The sequence below is a fragment of the Citrobacter braakii genome (genome assembly GCF_002075345.1).
Taxonomy (GTDB): Bacteria; Pseudomonadota; Gammaproteobacteria; order Enterobacterales; family Enterobacteriaceae; genus Citrobacter; species Citrobacter braakii.
Window position 1 is genome coordinate 53043 of sequence record NZ_NAEW01000006.1, and the last position, 22387, is coordinate 75429.

19 protein-coding genes are annotated in these 22387 nt (G+C 54.0%); 11 read left to right on the forward strand and 8 right to left on the reverse strand.

Annotated elements, in window-relative coordinates; translation table 11 throughout:
* Positions 1–15: 15 nt before the first annotated feature.
* The 3 genes from fhuA to hrpB all read right to left on the reverse strand — a co-directional run bounded on the left by fhuA (position 16) and on the right by hrpB (position 7603).
* Complete coding sequence (fhuA, locus tag BZK42_RS14385; protein ID WP_016151746.1) at positions 16–2265, reverse strand: ferrichrome porin FhuA; 2250 nt, start codon at positions 2263–2265, stop codon at positions 16–18.
* A 232-nt stretch (positions 2266–2497) separates the two neighbouring features.
* On the reverse strand, positions 2498–5038 hold the full coding sequence (gene mrcB, locus BZK42_RS14390) for a bifunctional glycosyl transferase/transpeptidase (RefSeq protein WP_016151745.1): 2541 nt from the start codon (positions 5036–5038) through the stop codon (positions 2498–2500).
* A gap of 135 nt (positions 5039–5173) precedes the next feature.
* Positions 5174–7603 carry an ATP-dependent helicase HrpB gene (gene hrpB / locus BZK42_RS14400; protein WP_095715627.1) on the reverse strand — a complete coding sequence of 810 codons (2430 nt, stop codon included), beginning with the start codon at positions 7601–7603 and terminating at the stop codon, positions 5174–5176.
* A gap of 73 nt (positions 7604–7676) precedes the next feature.
* On the opposite strand from hrpB, the gene thpR reads away from it, so the two are divergent.
* The 9 genes from thpR to panD all read left to right on the forward strand — a co-directional run bounded on the left by thpR (position 7677) and on the right by panD (position 14837).
* A complete protein-coding gene (gene thpR / locus BZK42_RS14405; protein ID WP_016155716.1) occupies positions 7677–8207 on the forward strand; it encodes an RNA 2',3'-cyclic phosphodiesterase in 531 nt (176 codons plus the stop codon).
* Between the two features lie 15 nt (positions 8208–8222).
* Positions 8223–8927, forward strand: a complete 705-nt coding sequence (gene sfsA, locus BZK42_RS14410; protein ID WP_016151742.1) for a DNA/RNA nuclease SfsA — start codon at positions 8223–8225, stop codon at positions 8925–8927.
* A 177-nt stretch (positions 8928–9104) separates the two neighbouring features.
* Positions 9105–9560 carry an RNA polymerase-binding protein DksA gene (gene dksA / locus BZK42_RS14415; protein ID WP_003018625.1) on the forward strand — a complete coding sequence of 152 codons (456 nt, stop codon included), beginning with the start codon at positions 9105–9107 and terminating at the stop codon, positions 9558–9560.
* 70 nt (positions 9561–9630) lie between these two features.
* On the forward strand, positions 9631–10527 hold the full coding sequence (gene gluQRS / locus BZK42_RS14420; protein WP_016155714.1) for a tRNA glutamyl-Q(34) synthetase GluQRS: 897 nt from the start codon (positions 9631–9633) through the stop codon (positions 10525–10527).
* 71 nt (positions 10528–10598) lie between these two features.
* Positions 10599–11993: a polynucleotide adenylyltransferase PcnB gene (gene pcnB / locus BZK42_RS14425; protein ID WP_203457720.1), complete on the forward strand. Its 1395-nt coding sequence runs from the start codon at positions 10599–10601 to the stop codon at positions 11991–11993.
* Positions 11990–12469: a 2-amino-4-hydroxy-6-hydroxymethyldihydropteridine diphosphokinase gene (gene folK / locus BZK42_RS14430; RefSeq protein WP_016155713.1), complete on the forward strand. Its 480-nt coding sequence runs from the start codon at positions 11990–11992 to the stop codon at positions 12467–12469. The genes pcnB and folK overlap by 4 nt, the downstream gene beginning before the upstream one ends.
* Before the next feature lie 120 nt (positions 12470–12589).
* Positions 12590–13381, forward strand: coding sequence for a 3-methyl-2-oxobutanoate hydroxymethyltransferase (gene panB / locus BZK42_RS14435; RefSeq protein ID WP_003829230.1), 792 nt, complete (start codon positions 12590–12592; stop codon positions 13379–13381).
* A 125-nt stretch (positions 13382–13506) separates the two neighbouring features.
* Complete coding sequence (gene panC, locus BZK42_RS14440) at positions 13507–14361, forward strand: pantoate--beta-alanine ligase (protein WP_016151737.1); 855 nt, start codon at positions 13507–13509, stop codon at positions 14359–14361.
* 95 nt (positions 14362–14456) lie between these two features.
* Positions 14457–14837, forward strand: coding sequence for an aspartate 1-decarboxylase (gene panD / locus BZK42_RS14450; RefSeq protein WP_000621526.1), 381 nt, complete (start codon positions 14457–14459; stop codon positions 14835–14837).
* Positions 14838–14843: 6 nt separating this feature from the next.
* On the opposite strand, the gene BZK42_RS14455 is transcribed toward panD, so the two are convergent.
* From BZK42_RS14455 to BZK42_RS14470, 4 genes are all read right to left on the reverse strand, one after another.
* On the reverse strand, positions 14844–16073 hold the full coding sequence (locus BZK42_RS14455; RefSeq protein ID WP_080859358.1) for a polysaccharide deacetylase family protein: 1230 nt from the start codon (positions 16071–16073) through the stop codon (positions 14844–14846).
* A gap of 61 nt (positions 16074–16134) precedes the next feature.
* Positions 16135–16575, reverse strand: coding sequence for a PTS sugar transporter subunit IIA (locus tag BZK42_RS14460; RefSeq protein ID WP_080859359.1), 441 nt, complete (start codon positions 16573–16575; stop codon positions 16135–16137).
* Between the two features lie 103 nt (positions 16576–16678).
* The gene (locus BZK42_RS14465; protein WP_003829467.1) at positions 16679–17449 is read right to left on the reverse strand and encodes an ABC transporter permease; all 771 of its coding nucleotides are present in this window, start codon (positions 17447–17449) and stop codon (positions 16679–16681) included.
* Positions 17446–18372 (reverse strand): ABC transporter ATP-binding protein, encoded by a 927-nt coding sequence (locus BZK42_RS14470; protein ID WP_046275357.1) that lies wholly within the window; start codon positions 18370–18372, stop codon positions 17446–17448. Before BZK42_RS14470 ends, BZK42_RS14465 begins: the two co-directional genes overlap by 4 nt.
* Before the next feature lie 101 nt (positions 18373–18473).
* On the opposite strand from BZK42_RS14470, the gene can reads away from it, so the two are divergent.
* Positions 18474–19163, forward strand: coding sequence for a carbonate dehydratase (gene can, locus BZK42_RS14475; RefSeq protein ID WP_016151733.1), 690 nt, complete (start codon positions 18474–18476; stop codon positions 19161–19163).
* A 70-nt stretch (positions 19164–19233) separates the two neighbouring features.
* On the opposite strand, the gene hpt is transcribed toward can, so the two are convergent.
* Positions 19234–19770, reverse strand: coding sequence for a hypoxanthine phosphoribosyltransferase (gene hpt, locus BZK42_RS14480; protein ID WP_016151732.1), 537 nt, complete (start codon positions 19768–19770; stop codon positions 19234–19236).
* A 203-nt stretch (positions 19771–19973) separates the two neighbouring features.
* Between hpt and BZK42_RS14485 the strand changes: the two genes are divergently transcribed.
* Positions 19974–22364 carry a glucose/quinate/shikimate family membrane-bound PQQ-dependent dehydrogenase gene (locus BZK42_RS14485; RefSeq protein WP_032931273.1) on the forward strand — a complete coding sequence of 797 codons (2391 nt, stop codon included), beginning with the start codon at positions 19974–19976 and terminating at the stop codon, positions 22362–22364.
* Positions 22365–22387 lie beyond the last annotated feature (23 nt).

The following is a 22387-nucleotide window of genomic DNA, read 5'->3' on the forward strand; positions in this document are numbered from 1 at the left end:
GTGCCCAAAAAGAAATTAGAAACGGAAGGTTGCGGTTGCAACGACCTGACGTTCTGCGCCCCAGAAGCAGCCATAGGTATTGAAGCAGCTGGCGACGTACTCACGGTCAAACAGGTTGTTCACATGCAGCGCCACGTTGGAACCCGCCATGCCGACGCGCGCCAGATCGTAACGTACTAACGCATCCACCAGCGTATAGCTTCCCACTTTGAAGGAGTTTGCCGGATCGCCATAGCTGGAGCCAGTATAACGAACCCCCGTACCCAACGTCAGCCCGGAAAGCGCGCCGTCATAAAGGGTGTAATCTCCCCACAGTGATGCCATATGTTTTGGCACCTGAGCAGGCGTGTTACCTTTGTAGTTGGTGTCAGTGGTGTATTCCGCATCGGTATAGGTATAAGAACCGACCACGTTAACGCTGGCTGAGAGCGCCGCTTTCGCTTCAATTTCCACACCACGTGAGCGAATTTCACCGCCTTCAACTGACCAGAATGATCCGTTCGGGTCGGCCATCAGGTTGTTGGTTTTGGTCAACTGGTAAACAGCACCGGTGATCACGATCGGACGATCGCTCGGCACATACTTCACGCCCGCTTCGTACTGCTTACCTTTAGATGGAGTAAAGATATTACCGCTTTCCCCGACCTGAGAACTAGGTTCAAACGATTCGCTGTAGCTGAAATACGGAGTCACACCGTTGTCGAACAGGTAGTTAACACCGCCACGCCAGGTGAACTGTCTGTCATCACGGGAATCCAGCACGCCAGAAACGCGGTTCAGTGAGTCCTGCTTAGCCCAGTCGTAACGACCGCCCAGAGTGACCAGCACCTTATCCCACTGCATCTGATCCTGAGCGTACAGGCCCGTTTGTTCCTGTTTATTCAGAACTCGGTAGGCAGCGCCCGGTCCAGTATGTGCCCCAAAATCAAAGTCGCTGCGATCAAGGTTATAAATATCTGAAGGCGCTACCGAACCAGCCCAACCAAACCAGGAGTTGATATCGTTACGCATCCGCATATAGTCAACGCCGGTCAGCAATGTGTGATCCACGGAACCGGTAGCGAATTTGCTCTGCAACTGGGTATCAACAGCGAAGTTCTGCAATTTCTCATTATCGTCAACATACTGACGAGTCAGCGTGTGAGCCCACTCGGACTGAGGAACGCTGGCGCAAGGACTGTTAGCCGGATCCTTTGTATAGAGCGGATCAGAGCACATACCGTAGCCATACACGCTGTTCTGCGAAACCTTGTTTTGCGCGTAACGCAGGTTCTGACGCACGGTAAAGGTGTCGTTAAATTCGTGGTCGAAGCTGTAGCCCACCATCTTCTCGTTACGAGAGTAGGTATTGTTGTTCGCACCTTCGTTGAAATCGGTAGGCAGACGCTTGCCGTTCGGCAGCTCAGTCACCGTCCCCTCTTTCGGCAACCAGCCGTAATAGCCAGTTTCCGGCTCGTTCTGGAAGTAGGAGAGGAAGGTAAAGTTCGTTTTATCATCCGGACGCCATGTGAACGATGGCGCGATGGCGTAGCGTTGTTCTTCCGCGCCCTGCTGCTGCGCATTCGCGGAACGCGCCAGGCCGGTCAGGCGGTATGAGTACACACCATCGTCATCCAGCGCATCGCTGAAGTCAAAACCGGTCTGGAACAGGCTGTCAGTGCCCATCTTGAACTGAATTTCTTTTAACGGCTCTGTGGTCGGGCGTTTGCTGACCATGTTCAACAAGCCACCAGGGTTACTCTTTCCGTAAAGAACGGAAACCGGACCGCGCATCACTTCAGCGCGTTCCAGCATATACGGGTCGATTACCGCATCGTTGTAGAAGTTACCCTGCATCTTCAGGCCATTCAGATAGTTATTCTGACTTTGGCCGTCGGCGGCAAATCCGCGAATAATCAGGTAGTCATAGGTGTTAGACGCGCCGCGGGTGCCTACGGCTACGCCTGGCGTGTAGCTGAGCGCCTCTTTAACTGATTTCGGCTGATGCAACGCCATCTCTTCGGCGGTGACCACTGAAATAGACTGAGGAACTTTTTGAATCGGGGTGTCAGTTTTGGTCGCCGTAGCAGACTGTCGTGCGGCGATGGTTGCCGCTGGCCCCCATGCGCTTTCTTGTGCGGCAGGAGCAGCAGTTACGGTGATGGTTTCTTCTTTCGGGTCAACCGCCGCCTGTGCATAGACAGACATGCCGCTAACCGCTGTGGCTACCACTACTGCGATTTTACGCAGCGATGAACTTGGCTGAGCAGTTTTAAGACGCGCCATTGGTATTTCTCTGATGAAAGTGAATGATAACGTAAACGAGAATTATTATTATAACGGCAGCATAATATTCGAAACTCTGGCGAGATAGCAAGCAATACGCGTCCCTACTAAAACTGAGGGGTTAAGAAATAACCAGATGAAAAGAAAGGGTTAATAAATTAGGCTGGAATGTTATTCGGCCCTGAGAATGGACCAAAGAAGAAAAACCCGCCGAAGCGGGTTTTGAGCAATATCAGTTACTGCCGAACATATCCTTTATCCAGCCAGCGACACCGTCGCTATCTTTCTTTTCCTGCTGCGCCGGTTGTTGCTGCTGCTGTTGAGGCTGCTGCTGCGGCGTTGACTGATCGAACGGATTCCCGGTCGGCTGTTGCATCATTTCACCCTGCTGACACAGCGAATCAGGATCGGTAGTCCATACCGGAAGCGTACGCATCCCCCCGCTACAAACGAAGTTACCGTCGTAGTCCACGCCCATATCCACCACATCTTCCGGCGGCGTCAGCACCAGCGGTGTTGGCGTCTGGTTAGCAAGATAACGCTGATAAATCGACATCGCACCGCTGGCACCGTACAGCTTGGTTGGCTGGTTGTTATCACGGCCCACCCAGGTGATGGTTACCTGGCTGCCGTCGATCCCGGCAAACCAGGTATCCACGTTGTTGTTAGTGGTCCCGGTTTTCCCTGCCAGATGAAGCCCAGGATATTTCGCGCCAAGCTGGCGGCCCGTACCACGCTGAACCACCTGTTGCATGGTCCACAGCGTCATATACGCCGCCTGCGCCGGAACGGCACGCTCGGCCTGCGGGAAGCTCTGATACAGCACCGTACCATCTTCGGCAATCACCGAACGCAGCGCCGACAACGGCGCGCGGTTCCCGCCGCTGGCGATAGTCTGGAACGCCTGTGCCACTTCGATCGGCGTCAGGTTCAACGCCCCCAGCAGCATGGCCGGAACCGGGTTAAGCTGATCTTTCGGCGCGCCCAGCTTCAGCCAGGTATCGGTGACGGCAGGCAGGCCCAGCGCCATCCCCAGATTTACCGTTGGCACGTTCATTGAGCGCGTTAACGCATCCACCAGCATCACTTTTCCACTTTCGCTATAGCGACGGTCATCGTTCTGCGGCGACCACACCTGGCCGTTAGGCTGACGCAGCGCAATCGGGGCATCGGCAATCCAGGTATTCAGACGATACAGCTTCGGCTGGCTGAGCGCTGTCAGATAGGTCGCTGGTTTAGCCAAAGAACCAATCGAACGACGTGCCTGCATCGCACGGTTATAACCAGCGAACTGCGGTTCTGCCCCCCCGACCATGGCACGCACTTCGCCGCTGAAGCGGTCGACCACCACAATCGCGGTTTCCAGATCGCTCAGCTTACGTTGTTTCTTCAGCACCGGAATACCTTCCACCGCCGCTTTTTCTGCAGCATCCTGCGCCACGGAATCAAAGGTGGTGAAAATCTTCACGCCGGAGAGGTCTTTAACTTTATCGCCCAGCTTAGCCTGTAGCTCCTGGCGCACCATCTGCATAAAGGCGGGCTGCGGTGAGATCACCCCACCACGCGGCTGTACGCCTAACGGACGCGCGCTCAGCATGTCATACAGATCCTGGTCGATAATCTGCTGCTGTTGTAGTAAACGCAGCACCAGGTTACGACGCTCCAGTGCCAGCTTCGGGTTACGCCACGGGTTATAGATTGACGCTCCTTTAACCATCCCTACCAGCAGCGCCTGCTGGTCGAGGCTCAGCTCTTCCACCGGACGGCCAAAGTAGTAGAGGCTCGCCAGCGGGAAGCCGCGGATCTCATTGTCACCGCTTTGACCGAGATAGACTTCGTTCATGTACAGCTCAAGAATGCGGTCTTTGCTGTAACGCGCATCCATGATCAGCGCCATATAGGCTTCGTTGGCCTTACGCCAGTAGGAACGTTCGCTGGACAGGAACAGGTTTTTCACCAATTGCTGGGTCAGCGTACTGGCCCCTTGTACCGTGCGCCCCGCCGTCAGGTTCGCCAGCACCGCGCGGCCAATGGAATAGAGGCTGATACCGTCATGCTCATAGAAGTGACGATCTTCGGTCGCCAGCAGCGTGTCCACCAGCAGATCCGGGAATCCACTGCGCGGGACAAACAGGCGCTGCTCACCGTTAGGCGAAGAAAGCATGGTAATCAGCCGCGGATCGAGACGGAAGAAACCGAACTGGCGGTTGTTATCCATATTCTCGATGGTATCCAGATGGTCGCCATCAAAGGTCAGACGCGCGCGCACCTGTCCTTCTTTACTGTCCGGAAAATCAAACGGACGACGGATCATCTCGATGCTTTTCGCCTGCACGGTGAATTCGCCAGGGCGCGTCATCTTCGTCACCTGACGATACTGCGTAGCCTCCAGCAGTTTCACCATCTCGTTCTTGCCGATCGGCATTTCTGGCTCAAGGTTAACCATACGGCCATATACTGCCGCAGGAAGCTGCCAGACTTTACCATCTATACGGCTGCGGATTTTTTGGTCCAGATAAACGCCGTAAATGGCGATCAGCACCAAAAAAACAATCGACAGTTTTACCAGCAGCCAGAACCAGCCGCGTTTACCACGAGGCTTACGCCCTTTGCCTTTACCCTTACGCGGCATCGGTTCTTCATCCTCATAGTCATCATCATCATAATCGTCGTCATACTCTTCATCTCTGAGTTGACGACGGCTCACCTTTTGTTTCACCGGACGCGAGGGTTTCCCTTTACGTCCAATTGGCTCGCGGTCATTCCCCGCCATGCTTTTTCTCCGCAACATTCAGGCGCAAGGGCCCGATTCTCTGTTCTTCCGTCAGTTAACAGAAGAAGAAATCTCTCAATTTACTGCCGTGTTTATACCGGATGACGGCTTCGCTTTATCCGGCCTACAGTTTCATTACGAATACTTCTTTGTTCGCCGCGTTGGCGCGGTATTCGCCGGATCGTCCGGCCAGACATGTTTGGGATAGCGCCCTTTCATCTCTTTTTGCACCTCACGGTACGATCCCTGCCAGAACGCGCTCAAATCGCTCGTTACCTGCAACGGTCGTTGGGCCGGAGACAGCAGTTCCAGCACCAGCGGCACGCGCCCCTCGGCGATGGTTGGGGTCTTCGCTTCACCAAACATTTCCTGCATCCGAACCGCCAATACCGGAGGGTTATCCTCATGATAGCGAATGGCAATCCGGCTTCCCGTCGGCACAGTGTAATGCGCTGGCAGTTCACTATCCAGACGTTGCAGCATTGACCAATCCAGCAAACCGCGCAACGCCTGACCCACATTTAGCGCTTTTAACGCGCGTAGCGAATGCACACCGCTCATGTGCGGCAGCAGCCAGCTCTCCAGCGTCGCCAGCAGAGAATCCTCATCTACCGCGGGCCAGTTATACTCTGACAACCAGTTTGCCGCACATTGCAGACGCAGGCGAAACTGCTCGGCTTCCGGCGTCCAGTTGAGCACACTTAGCCCTTTATCGCGAATGCCGTTCAACATCGCCAGGTGCAACTCCTCTTCCGAGGGTTTGGCCAGCGCCTGTACTTTTACCGTTAGCTGGCCAATGCGCGACCGACGCAATGCTTTTAACGTTCCCTGAGTTTCATCCCATTCGATGGTGTCAGATTGTTGTAGCAGTTCAGGGCATGCCTGTATCAGCACCTCGATATCCAGCGGCAGAGCCAGCAGAATACGCGCATCCGGCGAAGCGCTGCCCTGCAGTAACAGCGGCGCAATCAGCCATTCATGGCGTCCGGAGGCGTCATCGGCATCCAGCATTGCCCCCATGCCATTCGCCAGTTGATAGCGCCCTTCCTGCCCGCGCCGACGCGCGATCCGATCGGCAAACGCCTGCGCCAGTAATGAGGGGAGCAGCGCGCTCTCCGGCTGTCCGCTGCGAACGTTAAGCCGTTTCAGTAATTGTTGACTGCGCTGCTGCCAGGCGGGCTGATTTCGTGAAAACGCTACAGCCAGATCGGTACTGCCACCGCGCGGCGGCTCTTCCAGAATCGCAGCCAGTTTTGCCGCCGTTGCCGCTTCATTGTCATTGTTGGCGCTAACCAGCATAGCCGCTAAACGGGGGTCGTTACCCAACGTCGCCATTTTCTGCCCAATGGCGCTGAGCCTGTCACCCTCAAGCGCCCCCAGCATCTGCAGCAGCCGCTTTGCCGCCTGCAGGTTGATGGCGGGCGGGGTATCCAGCCAGTTCAGTTGCTCAGGGTCGGAACATCCCCATTGCAGTAACTCCATCAGCAGTCCGGACAGGTCGCTCTGTAAAATCTCCGGTTCTCCCTGCGCCGCCGCTCTTTCCGCCTGCTCTTTGGCAAGCAAATGTAGGCAGATACCGGGTTCCAGACGGCCCGCGCGTCCCGCTCGCTGGGTCATCGAGGCCTGGCTTATGCGTTGGGTAATCAGTCGCGTTAAACCGGTACGCGCATCATAGCGCGCCACGCGCTCCTGGGCGCAGTCCACCACCAGCCGGATGCCTTCGATCGTTAAGCTGGTTTCGGCAATATTGGTCGCCAGCACTACTTTGCGCTTGCCTTGCGGAGCGGGCAAAATCGCCTGACGCTGCTCGGCAAGCGTCAGCGCGCCGTACAGTGGGCACAACAACACATCGCTGCCCACACGCGTTGCCAGTTGCTCCTGCACGCGCTGGATTTCCCCTACACCCGGCAAAAACAGCAGCAGCGACCCGCTTTCATGGCGCAGGAGTTCTGCCGTCGCTATCGCTACCGCTTCAGCAAAACGCAGATGCGCCGCCAACGGCTGATATCGTCGCTCAACGGGAAATGCGCGGCCTTCAGAAACGATCGTCGGCGCATCGGGCAACATCTGCTGCAAACGCCCGTTGTCCAAAGTGGCGGACATGATCAACAGTTTCAGATCGTCACGCAGCCCTTGCTGCACATCCAGCAACAGCGCCAGCGCCAGGTCGGCCTGCAAACTCCGCTCGTGAAATTCGTCGAGGATGATCAGCCCAACGCCCGTCAGTTCGGGGTCGCGCTGGATCATGCGCGTCAGAACCCCCTCCGTCACCACCTCAAGGCGGGTCTGCGGCCCTACGCAGCTTTGCGCACGCATGCGATACCCCACGGTCTCGCCAGGCTTTTCATTCAGCAATTCCGCCAACCGCTGCGCCACATTGCGTGCTGCCAGACGCCGCGGCTCCAGCAAAATAATCCGTCCCTTGATACCGCGATGTTCAAGGAGTCGCAACGGCAGCCAGGTTGATTTCCCGGCACCGGTCGGCGCCGTCAGCAAAACCTGCGACGAGGCATCAAGGGCGGTAAGTAGTTCAGGCACTACGGCAGCAACGGGCAACGACGTCACAAATGACTCCAGAGGGTTAACATTCTTCGCGCTGCATTGTAGCATCGCGTTAATTCATAACCGAGTATCCATCATGTCTGAGCCAAAAAGGCTGTTCTTTGCGATTGAATTGCCTGGCGAGGTTCGGGAGCAGTTAATCCACTGGCGGGCCGCGCAGTTCCCCCCTGAAGCGGGTCGTCCCGTCGCCGCCGATAATCTGCATCTGACGCTCGCCTTTTTGGGCGACGTCAGCGCTGAGAAGCAGCATGCGTTAACGCAGCTTGCAGGGCGTATTCGCCAGCCGGGTTTTACGCTCAAACTCGACGATGCCGGGCAATGGCTGCGCTCGCGAGTCGTGTGGTTGGGAATGCGTCAGCCGCCGCGCGGGCTGCTGCAGTTGGCGAACATGTTGCGGGCACAAGCCGCACGCAGTGGGTGCCACCAGAGCCCGCAGCCGTTTCACCCGCATATCACGCTGCTGCGTGACGCCGGTCACGCGGTATCTATCCCTCCGCCAGGGTTTGGCTGGTCGTTTCCGGTAACAGAGTTTGGGCTTTATTCCTCCTCATTCATGCGAGGACGCACGCGTTACACGCAGTTGCAACGCTGGACGCTGACTGAATAATCAAAGGAACTGTTCATGCAATTTTCTCCACCTTTACAACCTGCAACGCTCATTCAGCGCTATAAGCGTTTTTTAGCGGATGTGATCACACCGGATGGCACAACGTTAACGCTACACTGCCCCAATACGGGAGCCATGACCGGCTGCGCAACGCCGGGAGATACAGTTTGGTATTCGACATCAGAAAATACTAAACGAAAATATCCACATACCTGGGAATTAACGCAAACCCAATCCGGTGCACTTATTTGTGTTAACACGCTGTGGGCCAATAGATTAACGAAAGAGGCTATTCAGCGTTCGTTAATTTCGGAAGTTTCAGACTACAGCACCTTGAAAAGTGAAGTAAAATACGGCGCAGAAGGGAGCCGCATCGACTTTTTGTTACAGGCGGATTCCCGACCTGACTGCTATATTGAAGTGAAATCAGTCACGTTGGCGGAAAAAGATCAGGGTTATTTTCCCGATGCCATCACTGAACGAGGTCAGAAACATCTTCGGGAATTGATGAGCGTAGCGGCCGAAGGCAAGCGCGCGGTGATATTTTTCGCGGTGTTGCATTCAGCCATTACACGGTTTTCACCCGCGCGCCATATCGATGCAAAATATGCGCAATTATTAGTTGAAGCACAGCTTAAGGGGGTAGAAATTCTGGTTTATAAAGCGGAACTTTCTGCCCATGGTATGACTCTTAAAGAGCCGTTGCCCATTACCTTGTAATGGTGTAAATATTCGGTTAATTAGTATTCTGGGCGCGTGGGCAAATACGCTTTTCCTCACAGGGTTGTCAAGTGTTACGTTTAGATAATTGCTATCCGGAAAAGCATCTGCTATTTATAGCGACCTGATTTTTCCCCCGAACATGGGGATCGATAGTGCGTGTTAAGGAGAAGCAACATGCAAGAAGGGCAAAACCGTAAAACATCGTCCCTGAGTATTCTCGCCATCGCTGGGGTGGAGCCGTACCAGGAGAAACCGGGCGAAGAGTATATGAACGAAGCCCAGCTGTCGCACTTCAGGCGTATTCTTGAGGCATGGCGTAATCAACTTAGGGATGAAGTTGATCGCACCGTATCTCATATGCAAGACGAAGCGGCTAACTTCCCTGATCCGGTGGACCGCGCCGCACAGGAAGAAGAATTCAGCCTTGAGCTGCGTAACCGTGATCGTGAGCGCAAACTGATCAAAAAGATCGAGAAGACGCTGAAGAAAGTAGAAGACGAAGATTTCGGCTACTGCGAATCATGCGGCGTAGAAATTGGTATTCGCCGTCTGGAAGCGCGTCCGACAGCCGATCTGTGCATCGACTGTAAAACGCTGGCAGAAATCCGCGAAAAACAAATGGCAGGTTAATTCCGGTCATTTTTACCACGTTTACTACAGGCGGGAGCTTCTCCCGCCTTATTATTTGTTAGCCCGCAAAATGAGCGATTCACATTATATTGGCCGCTTCGCCCCTTCCCCCTCTGGCGAACTCCATTTTGGTTCACTGATTGCCGCCCTCGGAAGTTACCTGCAGGCCCGTGCTCGTCGCGGAATCTGGCGGGTACGCATTGAAGATATTGACCCCCCTCGTGAAGTTCCCGGTGCTGCAGACACGATTCTGCGTCAGCTGGAACATTACGGACTGCACTGGGATGGCGATATTTTATGGCAATCCCAGCGTCATGACGCCTACCGCGAGGCGCTGGCCTGGCTGCATCAGCAGGATCTGAGCTATTACTGCACCTGTACGCGCGCGCGTATTCAAAGCGTCGGCGGTATTTACGACGGTCATTGCCGTGAGCTACGCCACGGGCCTGAACAGGCGGCGGTCCGCATTAAGCAACGCCATCCGGTGATGCAGTTTACGGACCAACTGCGCGGTGTGATTCAGGCTGATCCGCGGCTTGCAAAGGAAGATTTTATTATTCACCGTCGCGACGGGCTGTTTGCCTATAACCTCGCGGTGGTGGTAGACGACCACTTCCAGGGCGTGACGGAAATTGTGCGCGGTGCCGATCTTATCGAACCGACGGTACGGCAAATTTCGTTGTATCAACAGTTCGGCTGGCAAGCGCCGGACTATATTCATCTGCCGCTGGCGCTCAACGAACAAGGCGCTAAACTTTCAAAACAAAATCATGCACCTGCACTGCCGCAAGGCGATCCACGCCCGGTGATTGTTGCTGCGCTGCGCTTTCTCGGCCAGCACTCCGATATCCCGTGGCAGGAGATGCGCGTGGATCAGATTCTCACGTTTGCCATTGAAAACTGGAGTCTGACAGCGGTGCCAGAATCGGCGATCGTAAATCCGCCATTCTCAAATGCATCATGCTGAGCTATGATTAGCCGCTATTTTTACACAGCAACACTTGTTCTGATTGAAGTTTGACACTACCGAGGTGCACTATTTTTACCCGAGTCGCTAATTTTTGCCGCAAGGTGCTAAGCCGCGAGGAGCGCGAGGCCGAGCTCGCCGTTGCCCGTCCACATATGACGGTAATCCCGCGTGAGCAGCACTCTATCTCCCGCAAAGATATCAGTGAAAATGCCCTGAAGGTAATGTACAGGCTCAATAAGGCCGGATACGAGGCATGGCTGGTTGGCGGAGGCGTACGCGATCTTTTGCTGGGCAAAAAGCCGAAAGATTTTGATGTCACGACTAACGCCACGCCAGATCAGGTGCGAAAACTGTTTCGTAACTGTCGTCTGGTTGGTCGCCGTTTCCGTCTGGCCCATGTCATGTTTGGCCCGGAAATTATCGAAGTGGCAACTTTCCGTGGTCATCATGAAGGCAGCGAGTCCGATCGCACAACCTCACAGCGCGGACAAAACGGTATGCTGCTGCGCGACAACATCTTCGGCTCCATCGAAGAAGATGCCCAGCGTCGCGACTTCACGATTAACAGCCTGTATTACAGCGTGGCCGATTTCACCGTGCGTGATTACGTTGGTGGCATGCAGGATCTCGAAGAGGGCATCGTTCGCCTGATCGGTAATCCGGAAACGCGCTATCGCGAAGACCCTGTACGTATGCTGCGGGCCGTGCGCTTTGCCGCCAAGCTCGACATGCGTATCAGCCCGGAAACCGCTGAGCCAATCCCGCGTCTGGCAACACTGCTTAACGATATTCCCCCCGCACGCCTGTTTGAAGAAGCACTCAAACTGTTACAGGCGGGCTATGGGTATGAAACCTATAAAAAACTGCGTGAGTACAGCCTGTTCCAGCCGCTGTTCCCCACCATTACGCGCTATTTCACCGAAGACGGTGACAGCCCAATGGAACGCATCATCGCTCAGGTGCTGAAGAATACCGATAACCGCATCCACAATGATATGCGCGTTAATCCGGCGTTCTTGTTCGCCGCCATGTTCTGGTATCCGTTACTGGAAGCTGCGCAGAAAATTGCCCAGGAAAGCGGTCTGGCTTATTACGATGCCTTCGCACTGGCGATGAACGACGTACTGGATGAAGCCTGCCGCTCGCTGGCGATCCCGAAACGTCTGACCTCGCTGACCCGTGATATCTGGCAGTTGCAGCTACGCATGTCTCGTCGCCAGGGCAAACGCGCCTGGAAGCTGATGGAGCATCCGAAGTTCCGCGCCGCTTACGATCTGCTGGCCCTGCGTGCCGAAGTGGAAAACAACGCTGAACTGCAGCGTCTGGCGCAGTGGTGGGGAGAATTCCAGGTTTCAGCGCCGCCGGAACAAAAAGGCATGCTCAACGAACTCGACGAAGAACCAGAACGCCGTCGTCATCGTCGCCCGCGTAAACGCGCCCCGCGCCGTGAAGGTTCCGCGTGACCATCGCCTATATCGCTCTCGGCAGTAATCTGGCCTCTCCTCTGGAGCAGGTTAATGCTGCCGTAAAAGCGATTGGCGACATTCCCGACAGCCGTATCGTCGCTGTTTCCTCCTTTTACCGCACACCGCCATTAGGCCCACAGGATCAGCCAGATTACCTGAACGCTGCCGTGGCGCTGGAAACCACTCTCGCTCCCGAAGAATTGCTTAATCATACCCAACGCATTGAGCTGCAACAGGGACGCGTACGTAAAGCCGAACGCTGGGGGCCGCGCACTCTGGACCTCGATATTATGCTGTTTGGCGATGAAGTGATTAACACCGAACGTCTGACCGTGCCGCACTACGACATGAAAAACCGTGGTTTTATGCTGTGGCCGCTCGCTGAAATCGCACCTGAGCTTATCTTCCCGGAGGGTATCAGCCTGCATCAGCTCCTCACCCATCTTGGTGCCGCAAAACCTGCACACTGGTAAAGTATCCTCTCCCCTTCCGCGTTTACTACTTTAGTGCCAAACGGTTGCTTAAAACAATTGCCCCCCTGAATGTGACTGTTAGAATGCCGATAAATATGACTTTCATCATCAGGAAATGTTATGAAACCCACCACCATTTCACTGCTGCAGAAATGCAAGCAAGAGAAAAAACGCTTCGCAACCATTACCGCCTACGACTACAGCTTTGCTAAGTTATTTGCCGACGAAGGCATTAATGTGATGCTGGTTGGCGACTCGCTGGGCATGACGATTCAGGGGCATGACTCCACCCTACCGGTCACCGTTGAAGATATTGCTTACCACACTCGTGCCGTACGTCGTGGCGCTCCCAACTGTCTGCTGCTCTCCGACCTGCCATTTATGGCTTACGCCACGCCGGAACAAGCATTTGAAAACGCCGCGGTGGTGATGCGGGCGGGCGCTAATATGGTCAAAATTGAAGGCGGCGCCTGGCTGGTGGATACGGTAAAAATGCTCACCGAACGCGCCGTACCGGTTTGCGGTCATCTGGGATTAACACCGCAGTCGGTGAATATTTTCGGCGGCTATAAAATTCAGGGCCGCGGCGACGCCGGGCAGGTATTGCTGGATGACGCGCTGGCCTTAGAAGCCGCTGGCGCTCAGTTGCTGGTGCTGGAGTGCGTGCCGGTTGAGCTGGCGAAGCGCGTCACCGAAGCGCTGTCGATTCCGGTTATCGGAATCGGCGCTGGTAACGTCACCGATGGACAAATCCTCGTCATGCACGATGCCTTTGGTATTACCGGTGGCCACATCCCGAAATTTGCGAAGAATTTCCTCAATGAAGCAGGCGACATGCGCGCCGCAGTGCGGCAGTATATGGCTGAAGTGGAGTCCGGCGTTTATCCGGGCGAAGAACACAGTTTCCACTAATTTTTCAGGCCATATATCGGCCTGAAAAGCGTAGCGCCATCAGGCGGTTCGCTGCATGTTGCCGGATGGCGGCGTAAACGCCTTATCCGGCCTACGGTTCCTCAGGCAACTCAAGGAGTCTTGTCGTGTTAATCATTGAAACCCTGCCGCTGCTGCGCCAGCATATTCGTCGTCTGCGTCAGGAAGGCAAACGCGTCGCTCTGGTTCCCACCATGGGCAACCTGCACGACGGCCATATGAAGCTGGTCGATGAGGCAAAAGCGCGGGCTGATGTGGTGATCGTCAGCATTTTCGTCAACCCGATGCAGTTTGACCGACCGGACGATCTGGTGCGCTATCCACGCACGCTGCAGGAAGATTGTGAAAAGCTGAACAAGCGTAAAGTCGATTATGTTTTTGCGCCAGCCGTTGAGGAAATCTACCCGCAGGGGCTGGAAGGCCAGACGTTCGTTGAAGTTCCCGGTCTCTCCACCATGCTGGAAGGCGCCAGCCGTCCAGGCCATTTCCGTGGCGTTTCCACTATCGTCAGCAAGCTGTTTAACCTGATCCAGCCAGATATCGCCTGCTTTGGCGAGAAAGATTTCCAGCAGCTCGCGCTGATCCGCAAAATGGTGGCGGATCTGGGTTATGACATTGAGATCGTTGGCGTGCCGATTATTCGCGCCAAAGACGGTCTGGCGCTTAGCTCACGTAACGGCTATCTGACCGCAGAGCAGCGAAAAATTGCGCCGGGTCTGCACAAAGTGATGAACGGCATCGCTGAAAAGCTGCTTGCTGGCCATCGTGACCAGGAAGAGATTATTGCCATTGCCGAGCAGGAACTGAATGAAAAAGGCTTCCGTGCCGACGATATTCAGATTCGTGATGCCGACACGCTGCTGGAGCTGACGGAAACCAGTAAACGCGCGGTGATTCTGGCCGCCGCCTGGCTGGGTCAGGCACGTCTGATCGATAATCAAAGCGTTACATTAGCCCAGTAGACAGGGGTTAAAAATCAGGCAATACTGCCTGAGAATTTCTCAAAGCAGGCCAGTAGTGCCTGCTTAGCCAAGGTAAACGACAGGGTATAGAAGTTATGATTCGCACCATGCTGCAAGGCAAGCTCCACCGCGTAAAAGTCACGCAGGCGGACCTGCACTACGAAGGCTCCTGCGCCATCGACCAGGATTTCCTCGATGCCTCTGGTATTCTGGAAAACGAAGCTATTGATATCTGGAACGTGACCAACGGTAAACGTTTCTCAACCTATGCGATTGCGGCTGAACGCGGCTCCAGAATCATCTCGGTGAACGGCGCAGCGGCGCACTGTGCTGAAGTCGGCGACATTGTGATTATCGCCAGCTTCGTCACCATGTCTGATGAAGAAGCCCGCACCTGGCGTCCGAAAGTGGCCTACTTTGAAGGCGACAACGAAATGAAGCGCACCGCGAAAGCCATTCCGGTACAGGTTGCCTGACAGCCCTTACCCCTGCGGCTGATTACTTATCAGCCGCGACATCGTCTCCAGCGAATCCGTTCTTAAAATATAAAGTCTTTTCAATAAGAACGGATTATCCCCCGGTTTAACCTTCCCTCTCACCGTGGTGACCGCCATGTGGAATCCCGCGTCGCCTGCCGCTTTTACTGCCGTGGCGTTATAGCCACCAAACGGATACGAAAGATATAGAACGTGAGGGTTAAACTGAGACAACGCCCGACGCGAACGGGCAAAATCAAACAGAATATTGTGATAGCTGCGACTCAGCAGGATTGGCCGGTGATTCGCATCAACCCGATGTAAAAAATGGGTATGCGACTGGAAGTCGAACACGTCCCTGATCTCATTCAGTTCCGTGATGCTCATAAACTGCAGTGATTTCGGATCCCACTTCTGCGGGTGGCGCTTGATACGTGAGGAGATAATAAACGCCGTTGCCTTCATACCGTGCTGCTTCAGAATCGGGTAAGCATAACGACTCACCGACTTCAGACCATCATCAAAAGTCAGCACCACCGCCCGCGCCGGGAGATTCATATTGTTGCGAACATAGCCTTCCAGTTGGTACATCGTCAACGTGGTGTAGCCGCGGTCCTGTAGCCAGGCCATCTGGTTGCTGAAGGCGCGTACGGAGGTTGTCGTGGAGGTGTGGCGAAAACGGGTATTCTCTTCATCGCGCAGAATATGGTGATAGGTTAACACCGGGATACCGTTGTCTTCCTGCGCATCCAGAGCGCTGATATAGGCCAGTCTGCCGCCAATACGGATCTGGTACCAGGTTTGGTTGAGACGGTCTTTAAGCTTGCTGATAACCGGATAACGCAGATTATCCGCCAGCACGCCAAACGGGGCGCTACCAACATCCGGAGCGTTATAAACCGGCGTATCTTTCCAGGTGATCAGGCTTTGGTTGCTGAGGGGTTTATTGAGATCGCCCAGACCATCGTCGACTTTCTGCCGCCCCTGCACAGGCTCCAGATGCCCTTTATCAATAAACCCGGTACCAAAACCAAAGGTAAATTCGTAATAGTCTGCCGCAATTGGCTCAACGGCGAGGATCTGCCCGGCGCGAATATTTCCTACCGTCACCATCTTGTTGCCAATCTGCGCCCACACGGCGGCTGCTTCGGTGGTTTGCATGTAGCGAGCAGGCAAAGCCGCAGCTATGCGGCCAGAAAACAGGAGCAATAAAACAAGCAGAACGCGCATCACCATATGAGATAACCGAGGCGAGAAACCCCGGCTATTGTAGCAAAAGCGCCATCAATACCAATGATTAATACTCATACAAATCATGCTTCAACACGAAGGGGGGATTTTTCTGTTGTTGATGCCAGAGGCTAGAGACTTCGGGCCCGCCAAGCGCAACGATGCTATCACGAAACGCAGAACTGCTCATCGATTCCCGCGACGAAAGCATTCGCTCAAGCAATGGATAACTGATACCTGAAATCACTTCACACTGGGGATGTTTATGGCTCATTAACGAAGCCACGCGGTAAGGCGCGGCCCCGGCCATATCCGTCAGGAATATCACACCCTCGCCAGAGTCTGTAGCATGCAGGGCATGGCACATCATGCGGCTTAGCATATTCGAGCTAAGCCCACGCCAAAAACTCACCGCCTGGCATTGAACCAACGGGCCGTACTTTTTCTCCAGATGATGCAGCATATCCTGTGCCTTATCATCATGACAGGTAATTACCCAACCTAGCATTGCCTACCTCCTTAGCAGGCAAGTAGTTTATCAGGGTGATAAATCCGTAATGGTGATAAGCATCAAAAGTCTTCCTCTCCCGGGCAAGGAGAGGAAGAAAGACTTAGCTGCGCAGGCCGCGTCCGCGCTGAATCAGGTACCAGCACAGCAAATAAAACGCCGCGATAAACACCACCAGCACGCCAAAGGTCGTGACCAGCGGAACATCGTGGATCCCCAAGAAGCCGTAACGGAAACCGCTAATCATGTAGACAATCGGGTTCAGATGGGACAGTCCCTGCCAGAATGGCGGCAGCAGCGTTAACGAATAGAAAACGCCGCCCAGATAGGTCAGCGGAGTCAGCACGAAGGTTGGGATCAGGCTGATATCGTCAAAGGTTTTAGCGAAAACCGCGTTCAACAGACCGGCCAGCGAAAACAGCACCGCTGTTAACACCAGCGTAAGCGCCACAAAGACCCAGGAATGCACCTGGAACGGCACGAAGAACAGCGAAATCGCTGTTACCAGGATCCCTACGCACAGGCCACGCGCCACGCCGCCGCCAACAAAGCCGGCGATGATCACGTGCGTCGGTACCGGAGCGACCAGTAACTCTTCAATGTTGCGTTGAAACTTGGCGCTGAAGAATGACGATGCCACGTTGGCGTACGAGTTGGTAATTACCGCCATCATAATCAGCCCTGGCACGATAAACTGCATGTAGCTAAAACCATGCATTTCGCCGATACGCGAGCCGATCAGGTTACCAAAGATAATAAAATAGAGCGTCATAGTAATGACGGGAGGAACCAGAGTCTGGACCCAGATACGCATAAAGCGGTGGATCTCTTTCGCCCAGATGCTTTTCAGCGCAACCCAATAAAGCTGCATCATGCGCGATCTCCTTGTTTTTCATGCACCAGAGAAACAAACAGTTCTTCCAGTCGGTTCGCTTTGTTTCGCATACTCAATACCTGAATGCCCTGGGCGCTCAGCTGTGAGAACACGCTGTTGACCCCCTGTTCACGCAGTACTTCAACTTCCAGCGTGGAGGTATCCACCAGCCGGTATTGATAGCCCTCCAGTTTTGGCAGCGGGCTTTTCGGCGCCAGATCGAGAATAAAGGTCTCGGATTTCAGCTTAGAGAGCAGGCTCTTCATCGAGGTGTTTTCCACCAGCTCGCCATGCTGAATAATGCCGATGTTGCGACACAGCATTTCCGCTTCTTCGAGATAGTGAGTGGTCAGAATAATCGTGGTGCCTTTGTCGTTTAAATCCTTTAAAAAACCCCACATTGAACGACGCAGCTCAATATCGACCCCCGCCGTCGGTTCATCAAGGATGAGTAATTTAGGCTCGTGCATTAGTGCGCGGGCAATCATCAGACGACGTTTCATCCCGCCGGAGAGCATGCGCGCGCGCTCGTTACGTTTTTCCCATAAATCGAGCTGCTTTAAATATAGTTCGCTGCGTTTGACCGCCTCTTTATACTCAACGCCGTAATAACCCGCCTGGTTGACTACGATCTGCTGCACGGTTTCAAACGGGTTAAAGTTAAACTCCTGCGGTACCAGACCAAGCTGGCGTTTCGCATTAACGGTATCTTTTTCAAGATCGTATCCGAAGACGCTCACCCGCCCAGAGGTTTTATTCACCAGCGAGCTGATTATCCCGATGGTGGTGGACTTGCCTGCGCCATTCGGTCCCAAAAGCGCATAAAAATCCCCCGCTTCGACTTGCAAATCTATTCCGCGTAACGCCTGAACGCCACCGGGATAGGTTTTTTTAAGTTGTTGAAGTTCCAGAGCAATGGTCATGGTTTTTTACTTACCTTACATTCTAATGCTTGATATTTGGTTTTAATAAATCAGGAGTTAACCTATATTAGCGCAACGCAATTCAATTGGTTACAGCCTCCATGAAAGACATAGATACACTCATCAGCAACAACGCGCTATGGTCAAAGATGCTGGTAGAAGAGGATCCCGGATTTTTTGAAACGCTGACTCACGCACAAAATCCGCGCTTTTTATGGATTGGATGTTCCGACAGTCGCGTTCCCGCAGAACGTTTAACCGGTCTTGAGCCGGGTGAATTATTTGTTCACCGTAATGTTGCCAATCTGGTTATTCACACCGACCTGAACTGTCTCTCAGTAGTTCAGTATGCGGTGGATGTGCTGGAAGTGGAACATATTATTATTTGCGGCCACTATGGATGTGGTGGCGTACAGGCAGCTATTGAAAATAAAGAACAGGGGCTGATTGATAACTGGTTACTGCATATTCGCGATATCTGGTTTAAACACAGTTCACTGCTGGGCGAAATGCCGCAGGAGCGTCGCATTGACACCCTGTGCGAACTGAATGTAATGGAGCAGGTCTACAACTTGGGCCACTCAACCATCATGCGTTCAGCCTGGAAGCGCGGTCAGAAAGTTACCATTCACGGCTGGGCTTACGGTATTCATGATGGCCTGCTGCGCGATCTGGACGTCACCGCCACCAGTCGCGAGACGCTGGAGCAGCGCTATCGCCAGGGGCTGTCTAACCTCAGCCAGAAACATACCAATCACAAGCAGATACCAACAAGCGGCAGCGACGCTTAAGTCGCTTTTCGGCCTGCGGGGAAGTATCGTGCAGGCCGAATAAGCAAAGCGCCATCAGGCGCTCCCGACATTACTCGTCCAGCAGCACCACTTTGCCAACGTACGGCAGATGGCGATAACGCTGGGCATAGTCAATGCCATAGCCGACAACAAACTCATCTGGGATAGAGAATCCGATAAACTCAACCGGAACATCCACTTCGCGACGGGTAGGTTTGTCCAGCAGCGTACAAATAGCCAGGGATTTCGGCTCGCGCAGGCTCAGAATCTCACGCACTTTGGACAACGTGTTACCGGAGTCGATGATGTCTTCGACAATCAGCACGTCCTTGCCACGAATGTCTTCATCCAGGTCTTTCAGGATTTTAACATCGCGCGTGGTGGACATTCCGCTGCCATAGCTGGAAGCAGTCATGAAATCGACTTCGTGGGAGACATGCACTTCACGGCACAGGTCGGCCATAAACATAAATGAGCCGCGTAACAGACCAACCAGCACCATATCGCTGCCGCTGTCCTTGTAACGTTCGTTAATCTGACGTCCCAGTTCAGCAATACGCGCTTTGATCTCCGCTTCCGGGATCATGACTTCAACAGTATGTTTCATATCTCTAACCATATGATTTAAAAACAAATCACTCAATGCTAACTTTTAATAAGTCAGCATCTAAGCGCAAGGCACGCAGTATACCAGCAAAAGCATTCATACGCGGCATCTGTTGATAAAGTTCATAATGTGACGTTTATCACGCGTTTTAGCTCCTATAATTAACTGCTATTAAAGAAATAACACCTGTGATGGTATTTTTTATGGCAAATAACAACGTACGTTCTCAACGGCTTATCGTGACCCTGAGCGCCCTGTTTGCGGCACTTTGTGGACTATATCTCCTGATTGGTGGAGGCTGGCTGGTCGCCATCGGTGGCTCCTGGTATTACCCGATCGCGGGCCTTGCCATGCTCGGTGTGGCTCTCCTGCTGTGGCGCAGTAACCGATCCGCCCTTTGGCTGTATGCCGCCCTGCTTCTCGCCACCATGATTTGGGGCGTCTGGGAAGTCGGCTTTGATTTCTGGGCGCTGACGCCGCGTAGCGACATCCTGGTCTTCTTTGGTATCTGGCTTATCCTGCCTTTCGTCTGGCATCGCCTGATTATCCCTTCCAGTGGCGCAGTAGCGGCGCTGGTGGTGGCCCTGCTGATTAGCGGCGGTATCCTGACCTGGGCTGGCTTCAACGACCCACAAGAGGTTCACGGCACGCTGAGTGCAGATACCTCTCAGGCCGATGCAATCTCAGCGGTTGCCGACGAGGACTGGCCGGCTTACGGTCGCAATCAGGAGGGTCAACGCTACTCACCGTTAAAACAAATTAACGCTGACAACGTTCATCAGTTGAAAGAAGCCTGGGTATTTCGTACCGGGGATTTAAAACAACCCAACGATCCCGGCGAAATCACCAATGAAGTCACGCCAATAAAAGTGGGGGATACTCTTTATCTGTGTACCGCCCACCAGCGGCTGTTCGCCCTGGATGCGGCCAGCGGTAAAGAGAAGTGGCATTTCGATCCCCAACTCAATACCAATACCAGCTTCCAGCACGTAACCTGTCGCGGCGTTTCTTATCATGAAGCCAGACCGGATACGGCTTCTGCAGAAGTGATGGCCGACTGTCCGCGCCGCATCCTTTTGCCGGTCAATGATGGTCGACTGTTTGCCTTGAATGCCGAGACCGGCAAGCTGTGCGAAACCTTCGCCAATAAAGGTATTTTGAATCTGCAGACCAATATGCCGGATACCTCACCGGGCCTGTACGAACCAACGTCTCCCCCGATAATCACCGATAAAACCATCGTTATTGCCGGGTCGGTAACCGATAACTACTCAACCCGCGAAACATCCGGGGTGATACGTGGTTTTGACGTCAATAACGGCAAGCTTCTGTGGGCGTTTGATCCCGGTGCCAAGGATCCTAATTTCATCCCGTCAGATGAACATACCTTCACCTTTAACTCACCCAACTCCTGGGCGCCTGCGGCCTACGACGCGAAGCTGGATCTGGTGTATCTGCCCATGGGCGTTACCACGCCGGATATCTGGGGCGGTAACCGCACACCGGAACAGGAACGTTACGCCAGCGCCATTCTGGCGTTAAATGCCACGACCGGGAAATTGGCCTGGAGCTATCAGACCGTTCACCACGATCTGTGGGATATGGACTTACCGGCGCAGCCAACCCTGGCGGATATCAACGTCAATGGAGAGAAAATTCCGGTCATTTATGCCCCGGCAAAAACCGGTAATATCTTTGTGCTCGACCGCCGTAATGGTGAACTGGTGGTGCCTGCCCCGGAAAAACCGGTGCCGCAAGGTGCAGCCAAAGGTGATTATGTCAGCAAAACCCAGCCGTTCTCCGATCTCAGTTTCCGTCCGCAAAAAGATCTCAGTGGTGCGGATATGTGGGGCGCAACCATGTTTGACCAGTTGGTGTGCCGCGTAATGTTCCACCAGCTGCGCTATGAAGGCATTTTTACCCCGCCTTCAGAGCAAGGCACTCTGGTGTTCCCGGGTAACCTCGGCATGTTCGAATGGGGCGGTATTTCCGTTGATCCCAACCGTCAGGTAGCCATTGCCAACCCGATGGCGCTGCCGTTCGTTTCTAAGCTGATCCCACGCGGTCCCGGCAATCCGATGGAGCCGCCGAAAGATGCCAAAGGTACTGGCACGGAGTCCGGTATTCAGCCGCAGTACGGCGTACCGTTCGGCGTAACGCTCAATCCGTTCCTTTCACCATTTGGTCTGCCGTGTAAACAGCCAGCATGGGGCTACATTTCCGCCGTAGATCTGAAAACCAATCAAGTGGTGTGGAAAAAACGCATTGGTACGCCACAGGACAGCATGCCATTCCCAATGCCGGTTCCGGTGCCGTTCAATATGGGGATGCCGATGCTGGGTGGACCTATCTCCACCGCGGGTAACGTGCTGTTTATAGCCGCGACTGCCGATAACTATCTGCGCGCATACAACATGAGCAACGGTGAAAAACTGTGGCAGGGTCGGCTTCCGGCAGGCGGCCAGGCAACGCCGATGACGTATGAAGTTAACGGTAAGCAATATGTGGTGATATCCGCCGGGGGCCACGGCTCATTTGGCACCAAGATGGGCGATTATATTGTGGCATATGCGTTGCCGGACGACGCGAAGTAAAATGGACAACGCCCGCTAATCAG